Raw genomic sequence first — 19,722 nt, 5'->3', positions numbered from 1 at the left:
GTAAGTTAAAGTTTAAGATGTAGTGAAATTTGATATTTGTGATACGACGGAAAATGGTAAGTATTACAGGGAGGTGGAATATGTTAAGTAAGGGGTTTAAAATAGTCTCACCTAAGACATTTGAAATATATTATGAGGATATAAATATAGCCAAAGGTGAAGCTTTGGTGAAAATTAATATGGCTGCAATATGTAAGGCTGATTTAAGATATTATTTAGGGTTAAGGGATGAAAAAACCCTTGGACTTAAGTATCCAATGAGGCTTATCCATGAGGCTGTAGGAACTATAATAAAAGATCCTACAAATACTTTTAATAGTGGAGAGACTGTAGTTTTAGTTCCAAATATAACATCATGCAACATTGGCAGTGATAAGGGCTCATCGGTAGATGAGACCTGCAGTTTGGGAGAGATTATAGGTAAGTGTAAGCTGAATCATAGACACCTGGGTGAAAATTATTGTCCAAAGGCTAAATTTGCTTCAAGTAATACGGATGGCTTTTCATGTGAATATCTTTCTTTTCCAGTTGAAAACCTAGTAAGGGTTAGTCCTAAAGTTAGTAAGGAAGTTGCTGTGTTTTCAGAACTTACCTCAGTGGCCATGGCAGCGATTAGAAAGATTAGAGATTTGGATGATAAGGTTATAGGAATTTGGGGAGACGGAATAGTTGGATATATTTTAACAGCGGTACTAAAAAATCTTACTAATAGTAAAGTTATAATAGTAGGAAAAAATCCAGATAAATTAGGTAAGTTTACTGCTGATGAAGCTTATAAAACAGGAGATAGTGCTATAAGGCATATTGGTATTGATATAGCATTTGAATGTGTTGGTGGTAAAGGATCAGAAAGTGCTATAAATGAAATTATAGATAATATTAATATCGGTGGAGAAATAGTACTCGCCGGAGTATCAGAAAAAAATGTGGAGATTAATACAAGAAAAATCTTAGAAAAAGGCCTTCTTATTACTGGAACTACTAGAAGCTCTGTAGAAGATTTTAAAAAATCTGTAGACCTTATGAAAGAGGATACATATTCAAAGGCTATAGAAACCCTTATAAAGGAAATAAAGCAAATTAGAGATATTAGTAATTATTATGATATTTTTGAAGCGGAAGTTAAAAATACTTCACTTGAAAAAACTGTAATGAAATTTTCTATATAGAAAGGTACATTTATGGACGTTAAAATTTCGGTGATAATACCAGTTTATAATGTGGGAAATTATATAGTGAAAACTATAGAATCTCTTAATAATCAAACATTTAAAGAGTTTGAGGTAATTGTAGTAAATGATGGTTCTACAGATAACTCTAAGAAGGTTACTGTGGACAACCTTGAAAAATATGATTTAAATTATACTATAATAAACAAAGAGAATCAGGGTGTAAGCATAGCAAGAAACATAGGCATAGAGAAATCTAAAGGCGAGTATATATACTTTTTAGATGGAGATGACTATGTTGAACCTACATTTTTAGAAAAATTATATTCATATACAAGTAGTAATGGTGTAGACATAGCCTTTTGTGGATATACACATCTAAATGCGCAAGATAATTATAGTGAAGCCGCAAGGGTTCACAAATATATAGATAAAATAATAGACGGAAGAGAAGCCGCAGCAAGAATGCTTAGAAGTGAGTTTTGGATAAGTGCAATTTCAGGGTTTTACAGAAGAGATTTTATAGAGGAAAATAACCTTAGATTTCCTACAGATATAAAATTTGGAGAGGATACAGTTTTTATAATAAAGGCATTAATGAATTCTAAAAGGGTAGGTTGCGTAAAAGAACCTTTAGTAAATTACGTAAGAAGATCATCATCGGTAACGAAAACTCCAAGTGATACCTATTATAACCTTTATGAATCTGATATTAGAATTTTGAATTATAATCAAGAAACAATAAAGGATAAAGAAATAGAAGAAGCACTTATAACCTACCATATACCTAGAAATATAATTAGAATATTTTCCACCATGGCTAAAGGTGGTGGGGATAAGGAAAAATTAATCACTTTCATAAAGAAAGATGAAATAACAGGGTATCTAAAGAAATTCAAAACACCAAGCAAAAAATTCAAGGTAGCAGCAATTGTGATTTTGAAATTTCCAACTATAGCATTTTTAATTTTAAATTTAAAACTAAAAATTAAAAATTAAGAAACTCCATAGGAGTTTAAACATAAAAATTACATTTTGTATTTTAAAATTTAAATTAACAAAGTAGGAGTACATTTATGAGAGTAAAGCATGCAAAGAAGAATGTAATATATGGAACTATGACTTATGTCTTATTGATGGCACTAACTTTTGTAAATAGAAGAATATTTATAGATGTACTAGGTCAAGATATGGCGGGGCTACAAGGGTTACTCCAAAATCTATTAAGTTTGCTTAATTTGGTAGAATCGGGAGTGGGAATGGCGATAATGTTTTCGCTTTACAAACCCTTTGCTGAGGATGATAGGATTCAGATAAAGAGTACTGTAACCTTGTATTCTAAAATCTATAAAATTTCAGGGACAATACTTTTGGTTGGTGGAATAATACTCTCGGGGTGTTTGGGCATATTTGTGAAAAATCAAATACCTATGGGGTATGCTAGGATATGTTTTATTCTTTATATAATAGACACTACGTTGACCTATTATTTTTCTTATAAAACTTGTATGCTTTATGCTAGCCAGAGTGGATACGTGATATCATTTTGGGATTTTATCTTTAAATTTTTAAGAAGTGCAGTACAAATAATAGTTTTATTTGTATTTAAATCTTTCTTAGTATTTATACTAATACAAATTATAACTAATATAGGATACCTAGTAACTATAAACTATATAATTGCTAAGAAATTTCCATGGTTTAAAACTACAGAGGTTTCAACCGTCCAGGGGAAGGACAATATAATAAAAAATATAAAGGCACTATTTATTCATAAGATAGGTAGCTTTGTAGTGTTTGGGACAGATAATATAGTAATATCCTATTTTATAAATCTGAAAACTGTGGCTATGTATACTAATTACAGTATGGTAATTAGTTTTTGTCAGAACTTTATAAACAAAATTTTTGACGGACTTACAGCCAGCATCGGAAATCTTCTTACAGAGAAGGATTCAGAGAAAGCTTTTCAAGTGTTTAACAAGCTTATGTTTCTTAACTTTTGGATTTCATCCTTTGTAACAATTTCTTTATACAATACCTTAGATGATTTTGTTAGGATTTGGCTTGGTAAAGAGTTTGTATTAGATAATATAGTAATAATAGTTTTACTTATGAATTTTTATATTACAACAATGAGAATGTGTATAGATAAGTTTAAGGAAAGTGGAGGACTATATTATGAAGATAGATACGCACCACTTTTTGAAATTACAATAAACTTAGTATTTTCCATAGTCTTAGTAAATTACATAGGACTTGTGGGGGTATTTATAGGAACATTAATAAGTAATTTAACAGTTATATTTTGGGTTAAGCCAAAAATTGTTTTTAAAAATGTATTTAATCGAGGGTTAGGAGAATACTTTAAAAGGTATATTGGATATATGAGTTTAGGGATAATACCTTTAGGATTAACTATATACTTAGGAAGAGCTATAAACTTTGACAGCTTATTTATAACATTTATACTAAAAGTTATTTTAAATATAGTTGTAATTAACCTAACATATATTATTATATTTTATAGGAATAAAGAGTTCTTATATTATAAGAATTTGGTAATGAAGAAGTTAGGAGTAAGTAAATTTAAAAACTAGTATAGGAAACATATTTTTAAATAGGTATGAATATTAAATTAAGGTAGGGAAGTATATATGGATTTTATAAATAATCAATGTAATAGGCTAAGTAGGTTTTCTGAGAAGGAAGTCTTTAAATATATCTTGTTATTTTCTATTTTGGGTTTAAGTTCAGGGATAAGATATATAGAGGAGTATAAATTTTTAGGAATTATTAAAGATATATTTATGGTAGTAACTCCAATAATATTGTTAATTATAATCATAAATAAAAAGCAACTAAATAGATGTAAAAGGGGAGTGAATTTATTATTCATACTCACTGCAGTTTTTGCTTTAGTATCATCTATATGGTCCCAGGAGCCCATGGTTACATTTAAAAATGGAATATTACTAGGGAGTACCACAATAATAGCAATATATATGGCTTTGAATTTTACTAAAGAAGAAATTTTTGAGATGCTATTATTATGGTTTATTGCAATAGTTGCAATAAATTTAGTGTTAATAGTATTTAAAATTGGTAATATATATGATGTGCAAGAGGTAAGATATAAAAGTGTTGTAAAGGGAATATTTAAACATAGAAATCTCCTGGGATTTTATATGACATTAGCAATGGGGTTAAATCTTTGGTTTGTGTTATATAAGTGTGAGGGGGAGGCTATGAAGAATGTTTGTACTGCTACAATCATAGTTTCTATAATAATTTTATATATGAGTAAAAGTATGACTTCTATGATATTGGCGGTTGGTATGTTTATACTAGTATTCATAACTAAATTTAAAAAAGTGAGAAAAATAATAATCTATGGAATAATTCCAGCGCTAATACTGGTAATTTATATGATTATTTATCAGCCACAATGGTATGTGGATTTACTTGCGTTGATTGGAAGAACTCCAGATCTAACGGATAGGGATGTTATTTGGAGAGGTGTAATAGCAGGAATACAAACTAAACCTTTATTAGGATATGGATACACAGGCTATTGGACAAATAATATTTATTCTGTAAACTTTGTTGCAAAATTTTATGGTGGATTTCCTAATCATGCTCATAATGGATATTTAGAAATATTATTAGATTTTGGAGTTATAGGGGCAACTATAATAGTAGCAAACTTTGCCATTATAATGAATAAAATTAAAAAAATGGGTGATATAGCTAAGGGTAATGATTTAGTTTATGTAAACTTTATATTGGCATTTGTAACATTTATGCTTTGTTACAATTTAATAGAAAGTCCGTTGGTAAGACATATGTCTACTATATACATACTATTTATTTTGTTTTTTAATATTGTGGAGGGTATTTATAGTAGGTCCAAAATAAAGGAGGACAATTAGATGTTATGTGCTTTAATTATGGCAGGTGGAAAAGGAACTAGATTTTGGCCATTGTCTACAGAAAAAAATCCAAAACAATTTTTAAATTTGTTAGGAGAAGACACAATGGTGCAAATGACGGTAAAAAGATTACTGCCATTAATACCTATGGAGAGGATATTTGCTGTAACGTCAGAAGAATATATAGATATTCTCAGGAAACAGTTACCTTATCTCAAAAGAGAAAATATAATAGTTGAGCCGGTAGGTAGGAATACAGCACCATGCATAGCTTTATCAGCGTTGCATATATCTAAGATTTATAAAGAGGCAACTATGCTAGTACTTCCCTCAGACCATTTAATAAGGAATGAAAATGCATTTCTTGAAGTAGTAGACGGTGGGGCAGAATTTATTGAAAAGAATAAGGAAGCTATAATTACAATAGGAATAAAACCTACAAGGGCAGAGACAGGCTATGGATATATAAGGTATAAGGATAAATTTGAGGGTGAGCCTATGAAAGTAGAAGCTTTTGTGGAAAAACCAAATTTACAGTTAGCCGAGAAATATATGAAAAGTGGACAATATCTATGGAATAGTGGAATGTTTATGTGGAAGTGCCAACATATTTTGAATTTGATGAAGATGTATGAAGGGAATACCTATGATATTTTAAAAGAAATTGCTATTACTAAAGAAGAAAAATATCATGATGTTTTAGAGCAAAGGTATAAGGATGTAGATAGTATATCTGTAGATTTTGCAATTATGGAAAAGGCAGAAAATATATATGTAATTCCAGGAGAGCTTGGTTGGGACGACATAGGAAGTTGGAAGGCTATTGAAAGATATGGAATAAAGGACGATCAAGATAATATAATCATTGGAAACGTGAGAGCAGTTAAAGGTAATGGTAATATTATTATTGGTAAGGATAAGCCTATAATAATTTCAGATGTAGATAATATGGTTATAGTAGAGAGTGAAGAACTAATTTATATAGGTAAGAAAGAAGATATTGAAAGTATAGCAGTATTAAAGGCGAGATATAATCTTTAATTGTATAGAGAAGGAGAAGATATGAATATTTCTATAATATGCCCATTATATAATGGAGAGTCCTTTTTAGAAGAACTCCATTATTCATTAATAAATCAAGAAAATGTTGAAATTTCATCTATAGATTATAGAATGACAGAAGGGAAAGATAAAACTGAAGAAATTCTACAGAAGTTAAATTGTAATTATAGAAAGATTAAATCTAAGGAGTTTTCCCATAGTATTACTAGAGAGGAAGCAGCATTTGAAGCAACTGGTGATATTTTAGTTTTCATAACTCAAGACATTATAATTAAGGATAATAGATGGCTTTATAATCTTGTAAAACCAATAGAAGAGGGAAGCTGTGTAGCATCCTTTAGTAGGCAGATATGTGACAACGATACTCTTGAAAAATATACAAGAGAGAATAACTATCCAAAAGAATCTAAAATAAAATCTAAAGCAGATATTAAAGAGCTTGGAATAAAGACATTCTTTTTTTCAGATGCATCTTCAGCTATAAGAAGAGACATATTTTTAAATGTTAACGGATATGATCAAAAAAAGCTATTAACGAATGAAGACATGTATATTGCACATAAGCTTATAATGGCAGGGCACAAAATAAGATATTCAGCAGAGTCATGGGTAATACATTCTCATAAATTTACTTTGAAACAGCTATATAAGAGATACTATGATACTGGGGTATTTTTAGGTGAACATAATTACCTTTTGGATTATAAAGCAAATAAGGCAGCTACTGGGCTTCTTGGCTATGTGGTAAGAAGGGCGATAGAAGAAAGAAATTATAAAGCACTTGTAAGGGTTATACCAAATTTTGGTGCTAGATATTTAGGAAACTTTTTTGGAAAGAAAAAGGGTGAACGATTAGGACGAAATGGAGGGATGCAGTAATGAAGGGAATTATACTAGCTGGAGGATCAGGTACGAGATTATATCCAGTAACAAAAGCTATGTCAAAACAAATGGTTCCAATATATGACAAACCAATGATATATTATCCTATGTCAGTATTAATGTTATCTGGTATAAAGGAGATACTTATAATTTCAACCAAGAGAGATGTTGTAACATTTGAAGAGTTATTTGGAGATGGAAGTGAACTAGGACTTAATATCTCATATGAAGTTCAAAACGAACCAAATGGTCTTGCAGAAGCCTTTATTATTGGTGAAGAATTTATAGGTGATGACAGTGTATCATTAATTCTTGGAGATAATATATTTTGGGGACAAAGTTTTGATAAACATTTAAAATCAGGTTTTGAAATTGAAAAAGGTGCACTTATATATGGATACTATGTACAGAATCCAAGAGAATTCGGCGTAGTACAATTTGATGAAAATAATAAGGTTATATCACTAGAGGAGAAACCAGAAAAACCTAAATCTAAATATGCTATACCGGGATTATATTTTTATGATAATACAGTAGTGGCAAAAGCAAAAGGACTAAAACCTTCTAAACGAGGAGAGCTAGAAATAACAGATTTAAATAAATTGTACATGCAGGAAGGTACCCTTAAGGTGGATCTTTTAGGACGTGGAATGGCATGGCTAGACACAGGCACTCACAGTTCCATGCTTAAAGCATCAAACTTTGTAGAGGCGGTTCAGAATACTCAAGGAACATACATAGCAAGCCTTGAAGAAATTTCCTTTAGAAAAGGGTGGATAACGAAAGAAAAACTTAAGGAATTAGCACAACCACTTATAAAGACCAGTTATGGAAAATATTTAATGGAAATATGCGAGGAGTAATTTTAAATTAAGAGGAGAGTATATGGGAAATTTTAATTTTAAGCCAACTTCAATAGAGGGATTATATATAATAAAGCCAAGGGTGTTTAAAGATAATAGAGGGTACTTCATGGAAAGCTACAATAAAAATGAATTTTTTGAGAATGGATTAACAATGGAATTTGTACAAGATAACGAATCTTTTTCAACTAAAGGAGTTTTAAGAGGGTTACACTTCCAAGATAAGCACTCACAAGGAAAGCTAGTAAGAGTTATAGCGGGAGAAATCTTCGATGTAGCAGTAGACCTTAGAAGAGACTCTGAAACTTACTTAAAGTGGGAAGGGGTTTATCTATCAGGAGAAAATAAAACCCAATTTTATATCCCAGAAGGCTTCGCCCATGGATTTTTAGTTTTATCAGACACTGTAACCTTTAACTACAAATGTACAGATTTCTATCATCCAGAGTATGATAATGGATTAAAGTGGGATGATGAAACCATAGGAATAAAGTGGCCACTTGAAAATATAGAAGAGGTAATTCTTTCAGAGAAGGATAAGAGTCAGCAATTAGTTATGAGATTTAAAACGCCGTTTTAAATTAAAAATTAAAAATGTAAAATTTATCACAAAACTCCATAGGAGTTTTTGAAAGAGAAAACAAAAAAGAAGTTCTGAAAGAATTTCCACAACAATTTATAATTCAAAATTTATAATTTTAGATTGCAAAAGGGGTGTTGCTATGAAAACTTACTTAGTAACTGGTGGAGCTGGATTTATTGGCTCAAATTTTATAATATATATGTTAAGTAAATATGATGACGTGAAAATTGTAAATCTAGATAGTTTAACCTATGCGGGTAATTTACAAAATTTAGAATCAGTGCAGAGTAATAAAAACTATACGTTTATCCGTGGAGATATATGTGATAATTTCCCGGTAAATAAGATATTTAATGATTACGATGTGGATTATGTCGTAAATTTTGCTGCAGAGAGCCATGTGGATAGAAGTATAGCTGATCCAGATATTTTTGTTAGAACAAATGTGCTTGGAACTTTAAACCTTTTGAACTGTGCTAAGAAAGCTTGGTTTAAGGATGGAAAATGGCAAGAGGGAAGAAGATTTCATCAGGTTGGCACAGATGAAGTTTATGGCTCGTTAGGAGATACAGGATTCTTCACTGAGGATTCAAAATTAGATCCTCATAGCCCGTATTCTGCAAGTAAGACATCAGCAGATTTAATGGCAAAATCATATTTTGATACCTACAATATGCCTATTAGCATAACTAGATGTTCTAATAATTATGGGCCTTTTCAGTTTCCAGAGAAGTTAATACCGTTGCTTATAAATAATGCTGTAAATCATAAAAATATTCCTGTATATGGAGATGGACTAAATGTTAGAGATTGGCTTTATGTAGAAGATCACTGTAAGGCTATAGATATGGTAATTAGAGAAGGTGTTGAAGGTCAGGTATACAATGTTGGAGGCCATAATGAGAAAAAGAATATAGAGATAGTTAAAGAAGTAATAGATTATTTGAATGAGAATTATGACAAAACTATTACTAAGGATTTAATTACCTACGTAGAAGATAGAAAAGGTCACGACAGAAGATATGCAATAGATCCAAAGAAGATTAAAGATGAACTAGGATGGTATCCTGAAACACCATTTAATGAAGGAATAATAAAAACTATAAGATGGTACTTAGATAATAAGATTTGGATGGATGAAGTAATTTCAGGCGAATATGAGAGAATTAATTGTAATATATGAAAAAAGAATTGAATGGATTGATATAACAAAGGTAATTGCTATTTAAGTAGTAATTTAAAGTGATAAGAAAATAGACAATAGTAACTTCTGTAGTTACCATTGTCTATTTTCTTATATAATATTTGAAATAAATTAAATTCTTATTCTATCCTTAAAGAGCATGTGTTTACCATAAGTCACTAGCTTTGAAACCATTATTGATAAAATTAGTGTTGTTATAGAAAGAAAGACAAATAACATTTTAGGTGAAATATTAACATTCTTCATCAATACTATAATTGAAAGCATTATGGGATGATGAAACAAATAAATATCAAAATTACATTCATTTATTAGTTTATATAATTTATTATTTGTTATCTTATTTATTACTAAATCGATTTTACATATATATAAAGCAAAATAAAACATAAATATAATACCTAATATTGAGATCGCTTCTATAGTGAGAATATTAAATAGTTTATTATATTTAGGGCTTAAATTAATATTAAATAAGGAAAAATATTTAATATTAAACAATGCTAAATGTGCTACAAAGTAAGTGATTATTTTTATAGGGGTTACTTTAATTTTATCTATATTACGACTAAGAATGTATCCCATATAAAAGAATATTAAGTACTTAAGACTGAAGGTTATATAGTATGCTCCATACATCCTTGTAATGTCATATGAAGCTATATAAACTAGGGTGAATATTAAAAGGTTCACTATATAGTTATTTTTATTAATTGTATTTTCTATGATTTTAAAAAGGATGAATAAGCTAAATAACATAAGTAAATACCATAAGTGAGTAGGTCGTTTTGCCAATATTATTTCATTTATAGCTCTAGTGATAAATGAATTATTATCTGGGAATACATTAAAAATCATTTGAATAGGAACCATGAAAAAAATTCCTGAAACAAAATAGGGAAGTAATAATCTTTTAGATTTATTTAAGGTAAGTTTGTATAAAGAATAATTTTTCCCAAGTTTCTCTTTATTATAGTTATATATATATCCAGATATAAACACAAATAGAGGCATATGAAAACTATAAATATATTCTGTTATATATCTGAGTTTTTCAGATTTACCATGTACTACAGGCAAACTCCATTTACCTGCATAGATGCATCCCGCATGACCTACTACAACAAGTATTATTGCAATATTCTTCAATAATGAAATATAATTTATTTCATTATTTTTACTATAAGCTACTTTCACCTTATCCACTCCTAATTTTTTTATTGATATATAACTTTTCAATATATAGATATAAGTCCATTTAACTTATATAGACTGCTTGTCCTTGAAAATAAATCAAGTTAATTACAGTAGATACTAATTATATCATAATTGGAAATAGGGTGTGAAGGTATTACTTAAATTTCAACCATAGCCCTCAACTTTTCAAAGGCTAAATCTTTTCTCTTTATGACCGTATTATAATTAATGTTATTTATTTTTGAATACTCTTTTAGAGAACCAAGGCTATCTAGATATACAAAATGTATTACATCTCTAAGTTTGTCTGAAAGATTATCTACAGCCTTTCTTAAAGTCTCATAGTGCTCCTTTTGAACATAATCATCTTCTGTGGAGAATTCATCTACTAATAAGTCCAAGAGGGTTAAATCTTTTGACACTGGAGCATCTAAGCTTTGAGTAAGGTTTTCACGAACTCTTTGTCTTATTAAATAATTAAAGTTGTTTGTTATTGCAAAGGTAACATATCCGGTGAAGGTTCCTTTACCAGCAGTATAGTTATCGATAGCCTTTAGAATTGACATGTTTCCTATTTGGATTAAATCAACCATATCATATCCGTCAATATATACCCGAGAAGCAGCTTTTATTATAAATCCTCTATAAGTTTTTAATAACCCCTCAATAGCAACTTGATCTTTGTTTTTGGCTTTTACAACTAGTACCTCTAATTCTTGATAATTCATTAGCATGTCCTCCTTTAATCTGTTTAACAATATATATGCAAAATATTTATTAAATGTAAAATATATGAAGATATAAATTATGATAACACGAACGTATATTCGAAGTAAAGCGAAATATTCAAATTGATATTAAAAATTTAAGTGAAAACTTGTTAATAAAATACAGATAAAAGATGATGAGAAAAAAACTTTAGAGTTAAGTTTGTAGGGGTTTTTGTTTAACTAAAATATATTATGGGATATAATATAAGTAGTAAAAGTAATAAATATGATGGAAATAGAATTAGGGGTGACATATGAAGATTTTGATTACAGGAGGAAACTCTCAGTTAGCAAAAGATATACATAGAATAATAAAGAGTGGAAAATCGTCACTAGGATTTATAGATGATAGAATATCTAGAGCAGAGGTGATTTCTCTCTCAAGGGAACAGTTAGATATTTGTGAACTGAAGCAAGTTGAGGAAACGTTAAAGGAGATTTGTCCGGATGTAGTTCTTAATTGCGCTGCATATACTAATGTAGATCGTTGTGAAACTGATTTTCAGGAGGCTTTTAGAGTAAATGCAATAGGTCCTAGAAATTTGGCTATAGGAACGGAATCAATAGGAGCTAAGCTGTTACATTTTTCAACGGATTATGTTTTTAACGGAGAAGATCATATTCCTTATAGTGAATATGATAAAACTAACCCTAAGAGTATATATGGAAAGACTAAGGTGTTAGGTGAAGACTATGTGAGAGATTTTTCAACTAAATATTTCATAGTAAGAACTTCTTGGCTTTATAGTAGAGAAGGGAACAATTTTGTTAATACTATTATTAATTTAGCTCAGAAAAATTCGGATATAAAGGTTGTAGATGACCAAAGAGGGAATCCTACGAGTTGTGAAGACTTAGCTTATCACGTTTTAAAGCTGATACTTACACAGGAGTATGGTATATATCATTGTAGTGGTAAGGGTGTTTGCTCTTGGTATGAATTTGCTACAGAAATAATCAAGCTTAAAAAGCTCAACTGTAAGGTTAATCCGTGCACCACAGAGGAATTTCCAAGACCAGCGAAAAGACCGGCTTATTCACATTTAAACAATTTAATGTTAGAAGAAACAATAGGTAATTCCATGAGACCATGGAAGGAAGCTTTGAGGGAATCTATTTTAGGTATGTCAAAATAAATAATAAATGTAGGAAAATAAGCTTAAATAGAATATTATATGAGTAAAAAAGATATAAATAGGAGTGACGTATATGAATTATGTATCAGAAAAAGCAACAATAGGAGAAAATGTTAAGATTGGTAGATTTGCAGTTATTGAGGATAATGTAGTTATAGGAGATAATTGTATCATAGGACATAATGTAGTTATTCATGAGGATACTATAATAAAAGCAAATGTGAGAATTGACGATAACACAGTTATAGGAAAAAGTCCTATGAGGGGTGTAAATAGTATATTTAAAGATGAAGATAAACTTCCACCATGCATCATCGGAGAAGGCTGTTTAATTGGAGCAACAACTATTATATACATAGGGGCAACGATCGGAGATAAAACTCTTATTGCAGATATGGCAACAGTTAGGGAAAATGTTACTATTGGTGAAAGAACAGTTATAGGTAGAGGAACTACAATAGAGAACTTCTGCACAGTAGGTTCAAATTGTAAGATTCAAACAAATGTATATCTTACTGCATATTCAACAGTTGAAGATTATGTATTCATTGCACCTTGTGTTGTTACATCAAATGATAACTATGCAGCACGATCTAAAGAGCGATTTGGCAAGTTTAAAGGTGTTACTATTAAAAAAGGTGGTAGAATTGGTGCCGGAACTATAGTTCTGCCAGGTAAGGTAATAGAAGAAGAAGGATTTGCAGCAGCAGGTGCTGTAGTAACTAAAGATGTACCAAGTAAAAAGGTAGTAGTAGGAAGCCCAGCAAAGGTATTAAGAGACGTACCAGAAGATCAGCTTTTAGAGAACCAGTAATGGGGTTAAATTAAAAGAAAGGGTGTGTATTATGAATTATAAAGAGAAGTACGATTTATGGCTTAATTCTCCGTTTATAGATAGTGAAACAAAGTTAGAGCTAAGTAATGTTAAGGATGAAATTGATATTGAGGATAGATTTTATAAGGATTTAGAATTTGGTACTGGTGGACTTAGAGGTGTAATAGGGGCTGGTAGTAATAGACTTAATATATATACTGTGGGCAAGGCTACACAGGGGTTTGCAAATTATCTAAAAGCTCATCACAAGAAGCCTAAGGTTGCTATAGCTTATGACTCTAGACATATGTCTGTGGAGTTTTCAGAGTATGCAGCAAGGGTTTTAGCTGGGAATGGGATAAAAGTATATTTGTTTGATAAATTAACGCCTACACCTATGCTTTCTTATGCGGTTAGAGAGCTTAAGTGTCAGGGTGGAATTGTTCTTACTGCATCACATAATCCTAAGGAATACAATGGATATAAGGTTTATGGTAGCGATGGATGCCAGGTTACAGATATGGTGGCAGGTGAAATTATTGATTTTGTAAATAAGGTGGATTCTTTTGAAGAAATTTTAGTTGTTAACAAGACGGAAGCTGCATCAAAATCTTTTATTAAATATATAGGCGAAGATATTTATGCTACCTATATAGAAAAGGTTAAGGATCTTACAATAAGAAAGGATCTTGTTAGAAATGCTGCTAAGGCTTTGAAAATAATATATACACCTATTCACGGGACAGGCAATATTCCAGTGAGAAGAGTCCTTGAGGAGCTTTCATATAAAAATTTAGCTGTGGTTAAGGAACAGGAGCTTCCAGATGGAGATTTCCCAACTGCACCTTATCCTAATCCAGAGGATAGCAAGGTATTTGAGTTAGCTTTAGAAATGGCTAAAGATTTTAATCCGGATATTATTCTTGGAACAGATCCGGATTGTGATAGAATTGGTGCTGTGGTTAAAGATAATAAAGGTGAGTATAGAGTACTTACAGGGAACCAGGTAGGCGTGTTATTATCACATTATATAGTATCATCATTAAAAGAAATTGATGAACTTGAGAGCAATGGCACAATTATAAAGACTATAGTCTCAACAGATATGATAAAGCCGATTTGTAAGGAATTTGGAGTACAATTAAAAGAAGTTCTAACAGGGTTTAAATATATTGGAGAGCTTATTGGAACCTTTGACAAGAAACATAATAAAAATAAGTTTCTTCTTGGATTTGAAGAGAGTTATGGTTATTTAGCGGGGGATTTCGTAAGAGACAAGGATGCGGTTATAGCGGCTATGCTGATATGTGAGATGACACTTTACTATAAATCTATAGGAAAGACATTATATGAGGGATTAGTTGAGTTATACGACAAGTACGGGTATTATAAGGAGAAATTAATATCTATTGAGTTAAAAGGAAAAGATGGTCAAGAGAAGATTAGTGAGATAATAGAGTACTTTAGAGCTGAAGATATAAGAACCTTTGGTGAATATAACATTGAATTTAAAGAGGACTACAAGCTAAGTTCTAGAAAAATATTTAAGGATTTGAGTGAAGAGGAAATAAATCTTCCTAAGTCTAACGTTATTAAATTTATTTTTTCAAATGGATGCTATTTTGTAGTACGTCCTTCAGGTACAGAACCAAAGATGAAAATATATCTAGGTGTTACGGCACAAAGTGATATAGAAGCTGATGAGAAGTTGGGGTATTTGGAAGAAGCAGTTTCAAAATGTGTAAATAAGTTATTATAAAAAAACATGGTGCGTAGCTTACGTACCATGTTTTTATTTATAGTATATGATTTTAAATATTCATTGTAAATTTAATTTAATTATTACTCAGTAGGTTTTATATCCCTATAGATATAATCCTGAATTTGACTTTTAGTTAAAGGTTCATCAAAGGTAGTATAATAAACTCCATTTATTGTATCGGGTTTACTACAGCTTGATAGAGGAAATCTTAATTGTTCAATTTCAGACATTCCAGAGTTTAAAACCTTGGTACCGATACTTATTATTTCTGAAGTGCTAAGACTAGTTTTTACATTAGGTAATATACTGTTTACTACAGAAGGTAGTTTAAGTACACCTACATTAGAAACCTTATTAAAGATTGCAGTTAAAACCATTCTATGTCTTTCAGTTCTCTTGTCGTCTCCACCACTAGTAGCTCTTATTCTTGAATATGCAGTTGCCTGAAGTCCGGTTACTACTTGTTTTCCAGATGACTTTATATAAGTGGGGGTAATGCCTTTGTCTGCTGAAAGATCTCTGATGTAATTATTTATGAATTCTACTTCTTCATTGTTTATTGTAAGTTCTATGCCTCCAAGAGAATCAATGATTTCTTCAAGTTCAGTAAAGTTAACCTTAGCATAGTCAGTTATATCAAGTCCAAAAGTTTGATTTATGGTTTTAATAGCTAGTTCTTCTTTTCCATAGGCATAGGCATGAGTAAGTTTGTCATAGCCATGACCATCAATGTTAACATAACTATCTCTAGAAAGAGAAGTTACTTTGAGTTTTTTATGCTTGGAGTCGAAGGTTGCTATCATCATAGCATCTGAACGACCGGAGTCACCTTCACTTTGATCGATACCGAGTAGCAGGATGTTTTTAATTTTATTATCACCATTACTACTAGATGAGTTATTAGATTTATCAATACCTAGATCCGTGTCGTTAAAATCTGAGTCACTAACTTTACCCATAATAGATAAAGCATAGGTAGCTCCAGCAGCAATACAAAATAATAGCAAAGTTAATATTACTATTGTTATTTTTTTGCCGGAGCTCATTCTCCTCTTTCTTTTCCTTTTTCGTCTTCTAATGGGCTGTACATTATCTTTATCTTTATTTGAATCGTTATTCATATTAATCTCCTTCTATGATGCTCAAAAATAGTTGAACACCCCGTAGTTTAATTACCCTTAGGTGGATCTACTTTAGGTGGATCGACTTTAGGTGGATCTACCTTGGGAGGGTCTACTTTAGGAGGATCTACTTTAGGTGGTGTAGTTTGATTATTATTGGTTATAGGATTAGTTATCGCTGGCTTTTTATTCTCATTTGGATGTTCCTTTTCATGGATATAAACCTTTTGATTAGGCTCTAACCATAGTTTTTTATCATTGAAAATATATTCTGAGATTTGTTTTTCAGTATATTCTTCATCATAGCATAGATACCATATATTAAGACCTATTCCTGGATTCCAAATTTCTGAGCCATGGGTATATTCATCTCTAGGGAATCGTTCCTGTTCTAAATTAGAGGTTCCTAAACTAAGAATATTAGTCCCAAGGTTTAATATTTCTTTTGTAGATAAACTAGTCTCTACATAAGGTAAAAGCTTAGTTGCCATAGAGGCAAGTTCGGTTATACCTGCTGAAGATACCTTGTTGAACATTTCAGCGATGATTTTACGGTGTCTTTCGGTTCTGTCAAAATCACCATTTCCAAAGTCACGTACTCTACAATACCCCAAGGTTTGAAATCCATCTAGATGAACTTTTCCTAAATTATCTTTAACAAGGAGTTTGGTTGGAATTTTAAGTGCTTCAGAAACTAGCTTTATATAATCATTAACTTCTACAATTTCATCTTCGGATAGAGTTATATCGATACCGCCAATGGCATCTACTAAACCCTCTAATTCCTCAAAATTAATTTTTACATAATCTTTTATGTTCAGACCAAAGTTCTGATTTATAGTCTTAATAGTAAGTTGAGCGCCGCCATAGGCAAAGGAATGGTTAAGTTTATCCTTCCCATTACCAGGGATATCAACGTAGCTATCTCTCATAAGTGAAGTTATTTTAATTTTTTTATGGATCGGATCAAAGGTAGCTATCATCATAGCATCAGAACGGCCTACGTCATTACCAGTCTCATCTACACCAAGGATAGCTATGTTTACAATATCACTTATTTCATCCATTTCTATTTTAGCAGTAACCTCGTCCTTTATACCTAAATCAGTTTCGTCGAGTTTAGTTTGAGTCATTTTAGAGAGTTGATAATTACCCCAAAATAAACCGATACCTGCGATTAAAGCTATTACCAATAGAATTATAATGGCAACTTTAATAATTATATTCTTTTTACTTTTGTTACTTTTTTCTGAGTCTTTAATTTTATCATTCTTCAAAATTTCATCACATCCTAAGATTTATTATTATATATTTACAAATACATTTAGGGTATATTATATGGATAAATATTTATATAACATAGAAAAGTAAGGTTTGGATACCCCGTTTATATAAAATTAATATTGTGTTTATAATTATATAACATAGGGTGGTAGAATAATAGAAATTATAGAAATTAAAGGGCTATTGATACAAAAATTAACACAATATTTATAATTATACATAAACTATGGCGTTTGCCATAGTTTATTATCGTTGAAGATATATTGATATATTTCCTTTTTGGCAATTTCTTCATCATAGGTTAGATAAAATATCTTATTGATTAGGGCATTTTCACTATATTCATCTCTAGGAAACCTAGCTTGCTCTAAATTGCTAGAGCCCATTTGTAAAACTTGGGTACCTAGATTTAAGATTTCTGTATTTGACAAACTTGTTTCTACAAAAGGTAGAAGTTTATTTGTCATAAGAGCTAATTTAGTAATTCCAGCACTAGAAATTTTATTAAACATTTCATTAGTTATTTTTCTCTGTCTTTCAGTTCTATCAAAATCACCATTATCAGTTCCTCTTATTCTTGTATAGCCAAGAGCCTCGTAACCAGTCATATGAACTTTACCATCACGATTAAAGGATACATGTTTAGGGGTTTTCTTAGCAGCTGTATACACTGTATCAAGATAGGCATTTACATGCTCTAGTTCAGTTTGAGTCATTTCCATATCGATTCCACCGATGGCATCAATAATGCTCTCAAGCTCTGTAAAATCTACAGATACATAGTCAGTTATATTAAGATCGAAGTTCTTATTTATTGTTTTAATTGCAAGCTCTGGTCCACCAAAGGCATAGGCGTGATTAAGTTTATCATATCCATAGCCAGGAATGTTAACGTAAGTATCTCTCATTAAAGAAGTAATTTTAATTTTATTATTTAATGGATCAAGAGTCCCTATCATTATGGCATCAGAACGCTGAATATTATCAACCTTTTCATCTAGTCCAAAGAGAACTATATTAACTATGTTTTTATAGGTTTTAGAGGAGCCTTCGTTGTTTTTGAATTTATCACTAATACCCAAGTTGTTGTCATTAAGCTCAGTACGTTTCATTTTACCTACAGTAAAAAAGAGTGATACTGAAAAAATAGCCACAATTGCAATGGCGGAGATTAGTATAGTTAAAATTAATCTCTTTCTTTTTTTGCGCTTCAGTCGTTTTCTCCTTAACTCATTTTTATTAGAGTCAGTAGAGTTAGCAGAGTTTACATTTTTAGTTTTAGCAACCCTGTTTACAGAAGTTTTATTATCTTTATTACTGCCCAAAATCTAATCACCCTTTCTAAGTAATTTGTTATAGTATTATATATTCTAATTAATAATGTACAATTTAGAATTTTAAACTAAGTATTAAAATCCTTAATAGATTTGATTATAATATATATTTTATATTATATAATTTAAAATTAACACTTCTAAATTAAGTATTTAGAATTTTAAATTAAGCATTAGAATCCTTAATAGATTTTAAAAAAATAAAATGTATAGATTTAATTATAATATAAACATTATATAATTATACGACAAATTTTAGTTTAAGGGTATTAATAAAAGAATTTTTTTTATTCTTCACATAATTGTTTTCAGTATCATATTATAAAAATAAGCAATGTAAAAGGTGATGCGGGTGTTATATGCATTAATTTTGGCCGGTGGAAAAGGTACTAGACTTTATCCATTGTCGCGCTCTAGTAATCCAAAACAATTTTTGAAAGTTTTTAATGAAGAGAGTTTTTTAAGAAATACAGTTAATAGAATAGAACCTTTAATAAATAAGGAAAATATATTTGTAGTTACAAATAAGGAATATATAGATAAGATTCAAAATGAGTTATCACAAATAAAAAAAGAAAATATATTTGTGGAGCCTAGTAACAAAGAAAC

The 19,722-nt window shown here is 30.4% G+C and carries 18 protein-coding genes; 13 read left to right on the top strand and 5 right to left on the bottom strand.

Features of this window, described 5'->3' with window-relative positions:
- The first annotated feature begins 80 nt into the window (after positions 1–80).
- From RSA29_RS15045 to rfbB, 9 genes are all read left to right on the top strand, one after another.
- Positions 81–1,169 carry an alcohol dehydrogenase catalytic domain-containing protein gene (locus tag RSA29_RS15045; protein WP_346943610.1) on the top strand — a complete coding sequence of 363 codons (1,089 nt, stop codon included), beginning with the start codon at positions 81–83 and terminating at the stop codon, positions 1,167–1,169.
- 12 nt (positions 1,170–1,181) lie between these two features.
- The gene (locus RSA29_RS15040) at positions 1,182–2,168 is read left to right on the top strand and encodes a glycosyltransferase (RefSeq protein WP_346943611.1); all 987 of its coding nucleotides are present in this window, start codon (positions 1,182–1,184) and stop codon (positions 2,166–2,168) included.
- Between the two features lie 77 nt (positions 2,169–2,245).
- On the top strand, positions 2,246–3,769 hold the full coding sequence (locus RSA29_RS15035) for an O-unit flippase (RefSeq protein ID WP_346943612.1): 1,524 nt from the start codon (positions 2,246–2,248) through the stop codon (positions 3,767–3,769).
- A 57-nt stretch (positions 3,770–3,826) separates the two neighbouring features.
- Positions 3,827–5,101 (top strand): O-antigen ligase, encoded by a 1,275-nt coding sequence (locus tag RSA29_RS15030; RefSeq protein WP_346943613.1) that lies wholly within the window; start codon positions 3,827–3,829, stop codon positions 5,099–5,101.
- On the top strand, positions 5,102–6,142 hold the full coding sequence (locus RSA29_RS15025; RefSeq protein ID WP_346943614.1) for a mannose-1-phosphate guanylyltransferase: 1,041 nt from the start codon (positions 5,102–5,104) through the stop codon (positions 6,140–6,142). It begins immediately after the preceding gene.
- A gap of 21 nt (positions 6,143–6,163) precedes the next feature.
- On the top strand, positions 6,164–7,042 hold the full coding sequence (locus RSA29_RS15020) for a glycosyltransferase (RefSeq protein WP_346943615.1): 879 nt from the start codon (positions 6,164–6,166) through the stop codon (positions 7,040–7,042).
- Positions 7,042–7,908 carry a glucose-1-phosphate thymidylyltransferase RfbA gene (gene rfbA / locus RSA29_RS15015; RefSeq protein ID WP_346943616.1) on the top strand — a complete coding sequence of 289 codons (867 nt, stop codon included), beginning with the start codon at positions 7,042–7,044 and terminating at the stop codon, positions 7,906–7,908. Before RSA29_RS15020 ends, rfbA begins: the two co-directional genes overlap by 1 nt.
- A gap of 22 nt (positions 7,909–7,930) precedes the next feature.
- Positions 7,931–8,488, top strand: coding sequence for a dTDP-4-dehydrorhamnose 3,5-epimerase (gene rfbC / locus RSA29_RS15010; RefSeq protein WP_346943617.1), 558 nt, complete (start codon positions 7,931–7,933; stop codon positions 8,486–8,488).
- Positions 8,489–8,630: 142 nt separating this feature from the next.
- Positions 8,631–9,674 (top strand): dTDP-glucose 4,6-dehydratase, encoded by a 1,044-nt coding sequence (gene rfbB / locus RSA29_RS15005; protein ID WP_346943618.1) that lies wholly within the window; start codon positions 8,631–8,633, stop codon positions 9,672–9,674.
- Between the two features lie 132 nt (positions 9,675–9,806).
- On the opposite strand, the gene RSA29_RS15000 is transcribed toward rfbB, so the two are convergent.
- Both RSA29_RS15000 and RSA29_RS14995 read right to left on the bottom strand, forming a co-directional pair.
- Entirely contained in the window at positions 9,807–10,892 is a 1,086-nt protein-coding gene (locus RSA29_RS15000; protein WP_346943619.1) for an acyltransferase, read from the bottom strand.
- A gap of 158 nt (positions 10,893–11,050) precedes the next feature.
- The gene (locus tag RSA29_RS14995) at positions 11,051–11,620 is read right to left on the bottom strand and encodes a sigma-70 family RNA polymerase sigma factor (protein WP_346943620.1); all 570 of its coding nucleotides are present in this window, start codon (positions 11,618–11,620) and stop codon (positions 11,051–11,053) included.
- A gap of 296 nt (positions 11,621–11,916) precedes the next feature.
- Here RSA29_RS14995 and rfbD point away from each other — a divergent pair, with 296 nt between their 5' ends.
- The 3 genes from rfbD (at position 11,917) to RSA29_RS14980 (ending at position 15,371) form a co-directional block, all read left to right on the top strand.
- Positions 11,917–12,798: a dTDP-4-dehydrorhamnose reductase gene (gene rfbD, locus RSA29_RS14990; protein WP_346943621.1), complete on the top strand. Its 882-nt coding sequence runs from the start codon at positions 11,917–11,919 to the stop codon at positions 12,796–12,798.
- A 73-nt stretch (positions 12,799–12,871) separates the two neighbouring features.
- Positions 12,872–13,612 carry a DapH/DapD/GlmU-related protein gene (locus RSA29_RS14985; protein ID WP_346943622.1) on the top strand — a complete coding sequence of 247 codons (741 nt, stop codon included), beginning with the start codon at positions 12,872–12,874 and terminating at the stop codon, positions 13,610–13,612.
- A gap of 31 nt (positions 13,613–13,643) precedes the next feature.
- A complete protein-coding gene (locus RSA29_RS14980) occupies positions 13,644–15,371 on the top strand; it encodes a phospho-sugar mutase (RefSeq protein ID WP_346933320.1) in 1,728 nt (575 codons plus the stop codon).
- An 83-nt stretch (positions 15,372–15,454) separates the two neighbouring features.
- On the opposite strand, the gene RSA29_RS14975 is transcribed toward RSA29_RS14980, so the two are convergent.
- From RSA29_RS14975 to RSA29_RS14965, 3 genes are all read right to left on the bottom strand, one after another.
- Positions 15,455–16,495, bottom strand: a complete 1,041-nt coding sequence (locus RSA29_RS14975; protein WP_346943623.1) for an LCP family protein — start codon at positions 16,493–16,495, stop codon at positions 15,455–15,457.
- Positions 16,496–16,542: 47 nt separating this feature from the next.
- Positions 16,543–17,772, bottom strand: coding sequence for an LCP family protein (locus RSA29_RS14970; protein WP_346943624.1), 1,230 nt, complete (start codon positions 17,770–17,772; stop codon positions 16,543–16,545).
- 231 nt (positions 17,773–18,003) lie between these two features.
- On the bottom strand, positions 18,004–19,104 hold the full coding sequence (locus tag RSA29_RS14965) for an LCP family protein (protein ID WP_346943625.1): 1,101 nt from the start codon (positions 19,102–19,104) through the stop codon (positions 18,004–18,006).
- 361 nt (positions 19,105–19,465) lie between these two features.
- Here RSA29_RS14965 and RSA29_RS14960 point away from each other — a divergent pair.
- A partial coding sequence (locus RSA29_RS14960) for a sugar phosphate nucleotidyltransferase (RefSeq protein WP_346944597.1) occupies positions 19,466–19,722 on the top strand: 257 nt, incomplete at its 3' end.

Source organism: Clostridium sp. (assembly GCF_036660475.1).
Taxonomy (GTDB): Bacteria; Bacillota; Clostridia; order Clostridiales; family Clostridiaceae; genus Clostridium_J.
Note: the sequence above shows the minus strand (reverse complement) of the source record. Positions and strands in the feature narration are given on the sequence as shown.

Bases quoted from the DNA above. Each gene is read 5' to 3' on its own strand.
- RSA29_RS15035 (WP_346943612.1), top strand. From the start codon at position 2,246: ATGAGAGTAAAGCATGCAAAGAAGAATGTAATATATGGAACTATGACT.
- rfbD (WP_346943621.1), top strand. From the start codon at position 11,917: ATGAAGATTTTGATTACAGGAGGAAACTCTCAGTTAGCAAAAGATATA.
- rfbC (WP_346943617.1), top strand. From the start codon at position 7,931: ATGGGAAATTTTAATTTTAAGCCAACTTCAATAGAGGGATTATATATA.
- RSA29_RS14995 (WP_346943620.1), bottom strand. From the start codon at position 11,620: ATGAATTATCAAGAATTAGAGGTACTAGTTGTAAAAGCCAAAAACAAA.
- RSA29_RS15045 (WP_346943610.1), top strand. From the start codon at position 81: ATGTTAAGTAAGGGGTTTAAAATAGTCTCACCTAAGACATTTGAAATA.
- RSA29_RS14980 (WP_346933320.1), top strand. From the start codon at position 13,644: ATGAATTATAAAGAGAAGTACGATTTATGGCTTAATTCTCCGTTTATA.
- RSA29_RS15025 (WP_346943614.1), top strand. From the start codon at position 5,102: ATGTTATGTGCTTTAATTATGGCAGGTGGAAAAGGAACTAGATTTTGG.
- RSA29_RS14985 (WP_346943622.1), top strand. From the start codon at position 12,872: ATGAATTATGTATCAGAAAAAGCAACAATAGGAGAAAATGTTAAGATT.
- RSA29_RS14975 (WP_346943623.1), bottom strand. From the start codon at position 16,495: ATGAATAACGATTCAAATAAAGATAAAGATAATGTACAGCCCATTAGA.
- RSA29_RS15040 (WP_346943611.1), top strand. From the start codon at position 1,182: ATGGACGTTAAAATTTCGGTGATAATACCAGTTTATAATGTGGGAAAT.
- rfbA (WP_346943616.1), top strand. From the start codon at position 7,042: ATGAAGGGAATTATACTAGCTGGAGGATCAGGTACGAGATTATATCCA.
- RSA29_RS15030 (WP_346943613.1), top strand. From the start codon at position 3,827: ATGGATTTTATAAATAATCAATGTAATAGGCTAAGTAGGTTTTCTGAG.
- rfbB (WP_346943618.1), top strand. From the start codon at position 8,631: ATGAAAACTTACTTAGTAACTGGTGGAGCTGGATTTATTGGCTCAAAT.
- RSA29_RS15020 (WP_346943615.1), top strand. From the start codon at position 6,164: ATGAATATTTCTATAATATGCCCATTATATAATGGAGAGTCCTTTTTA.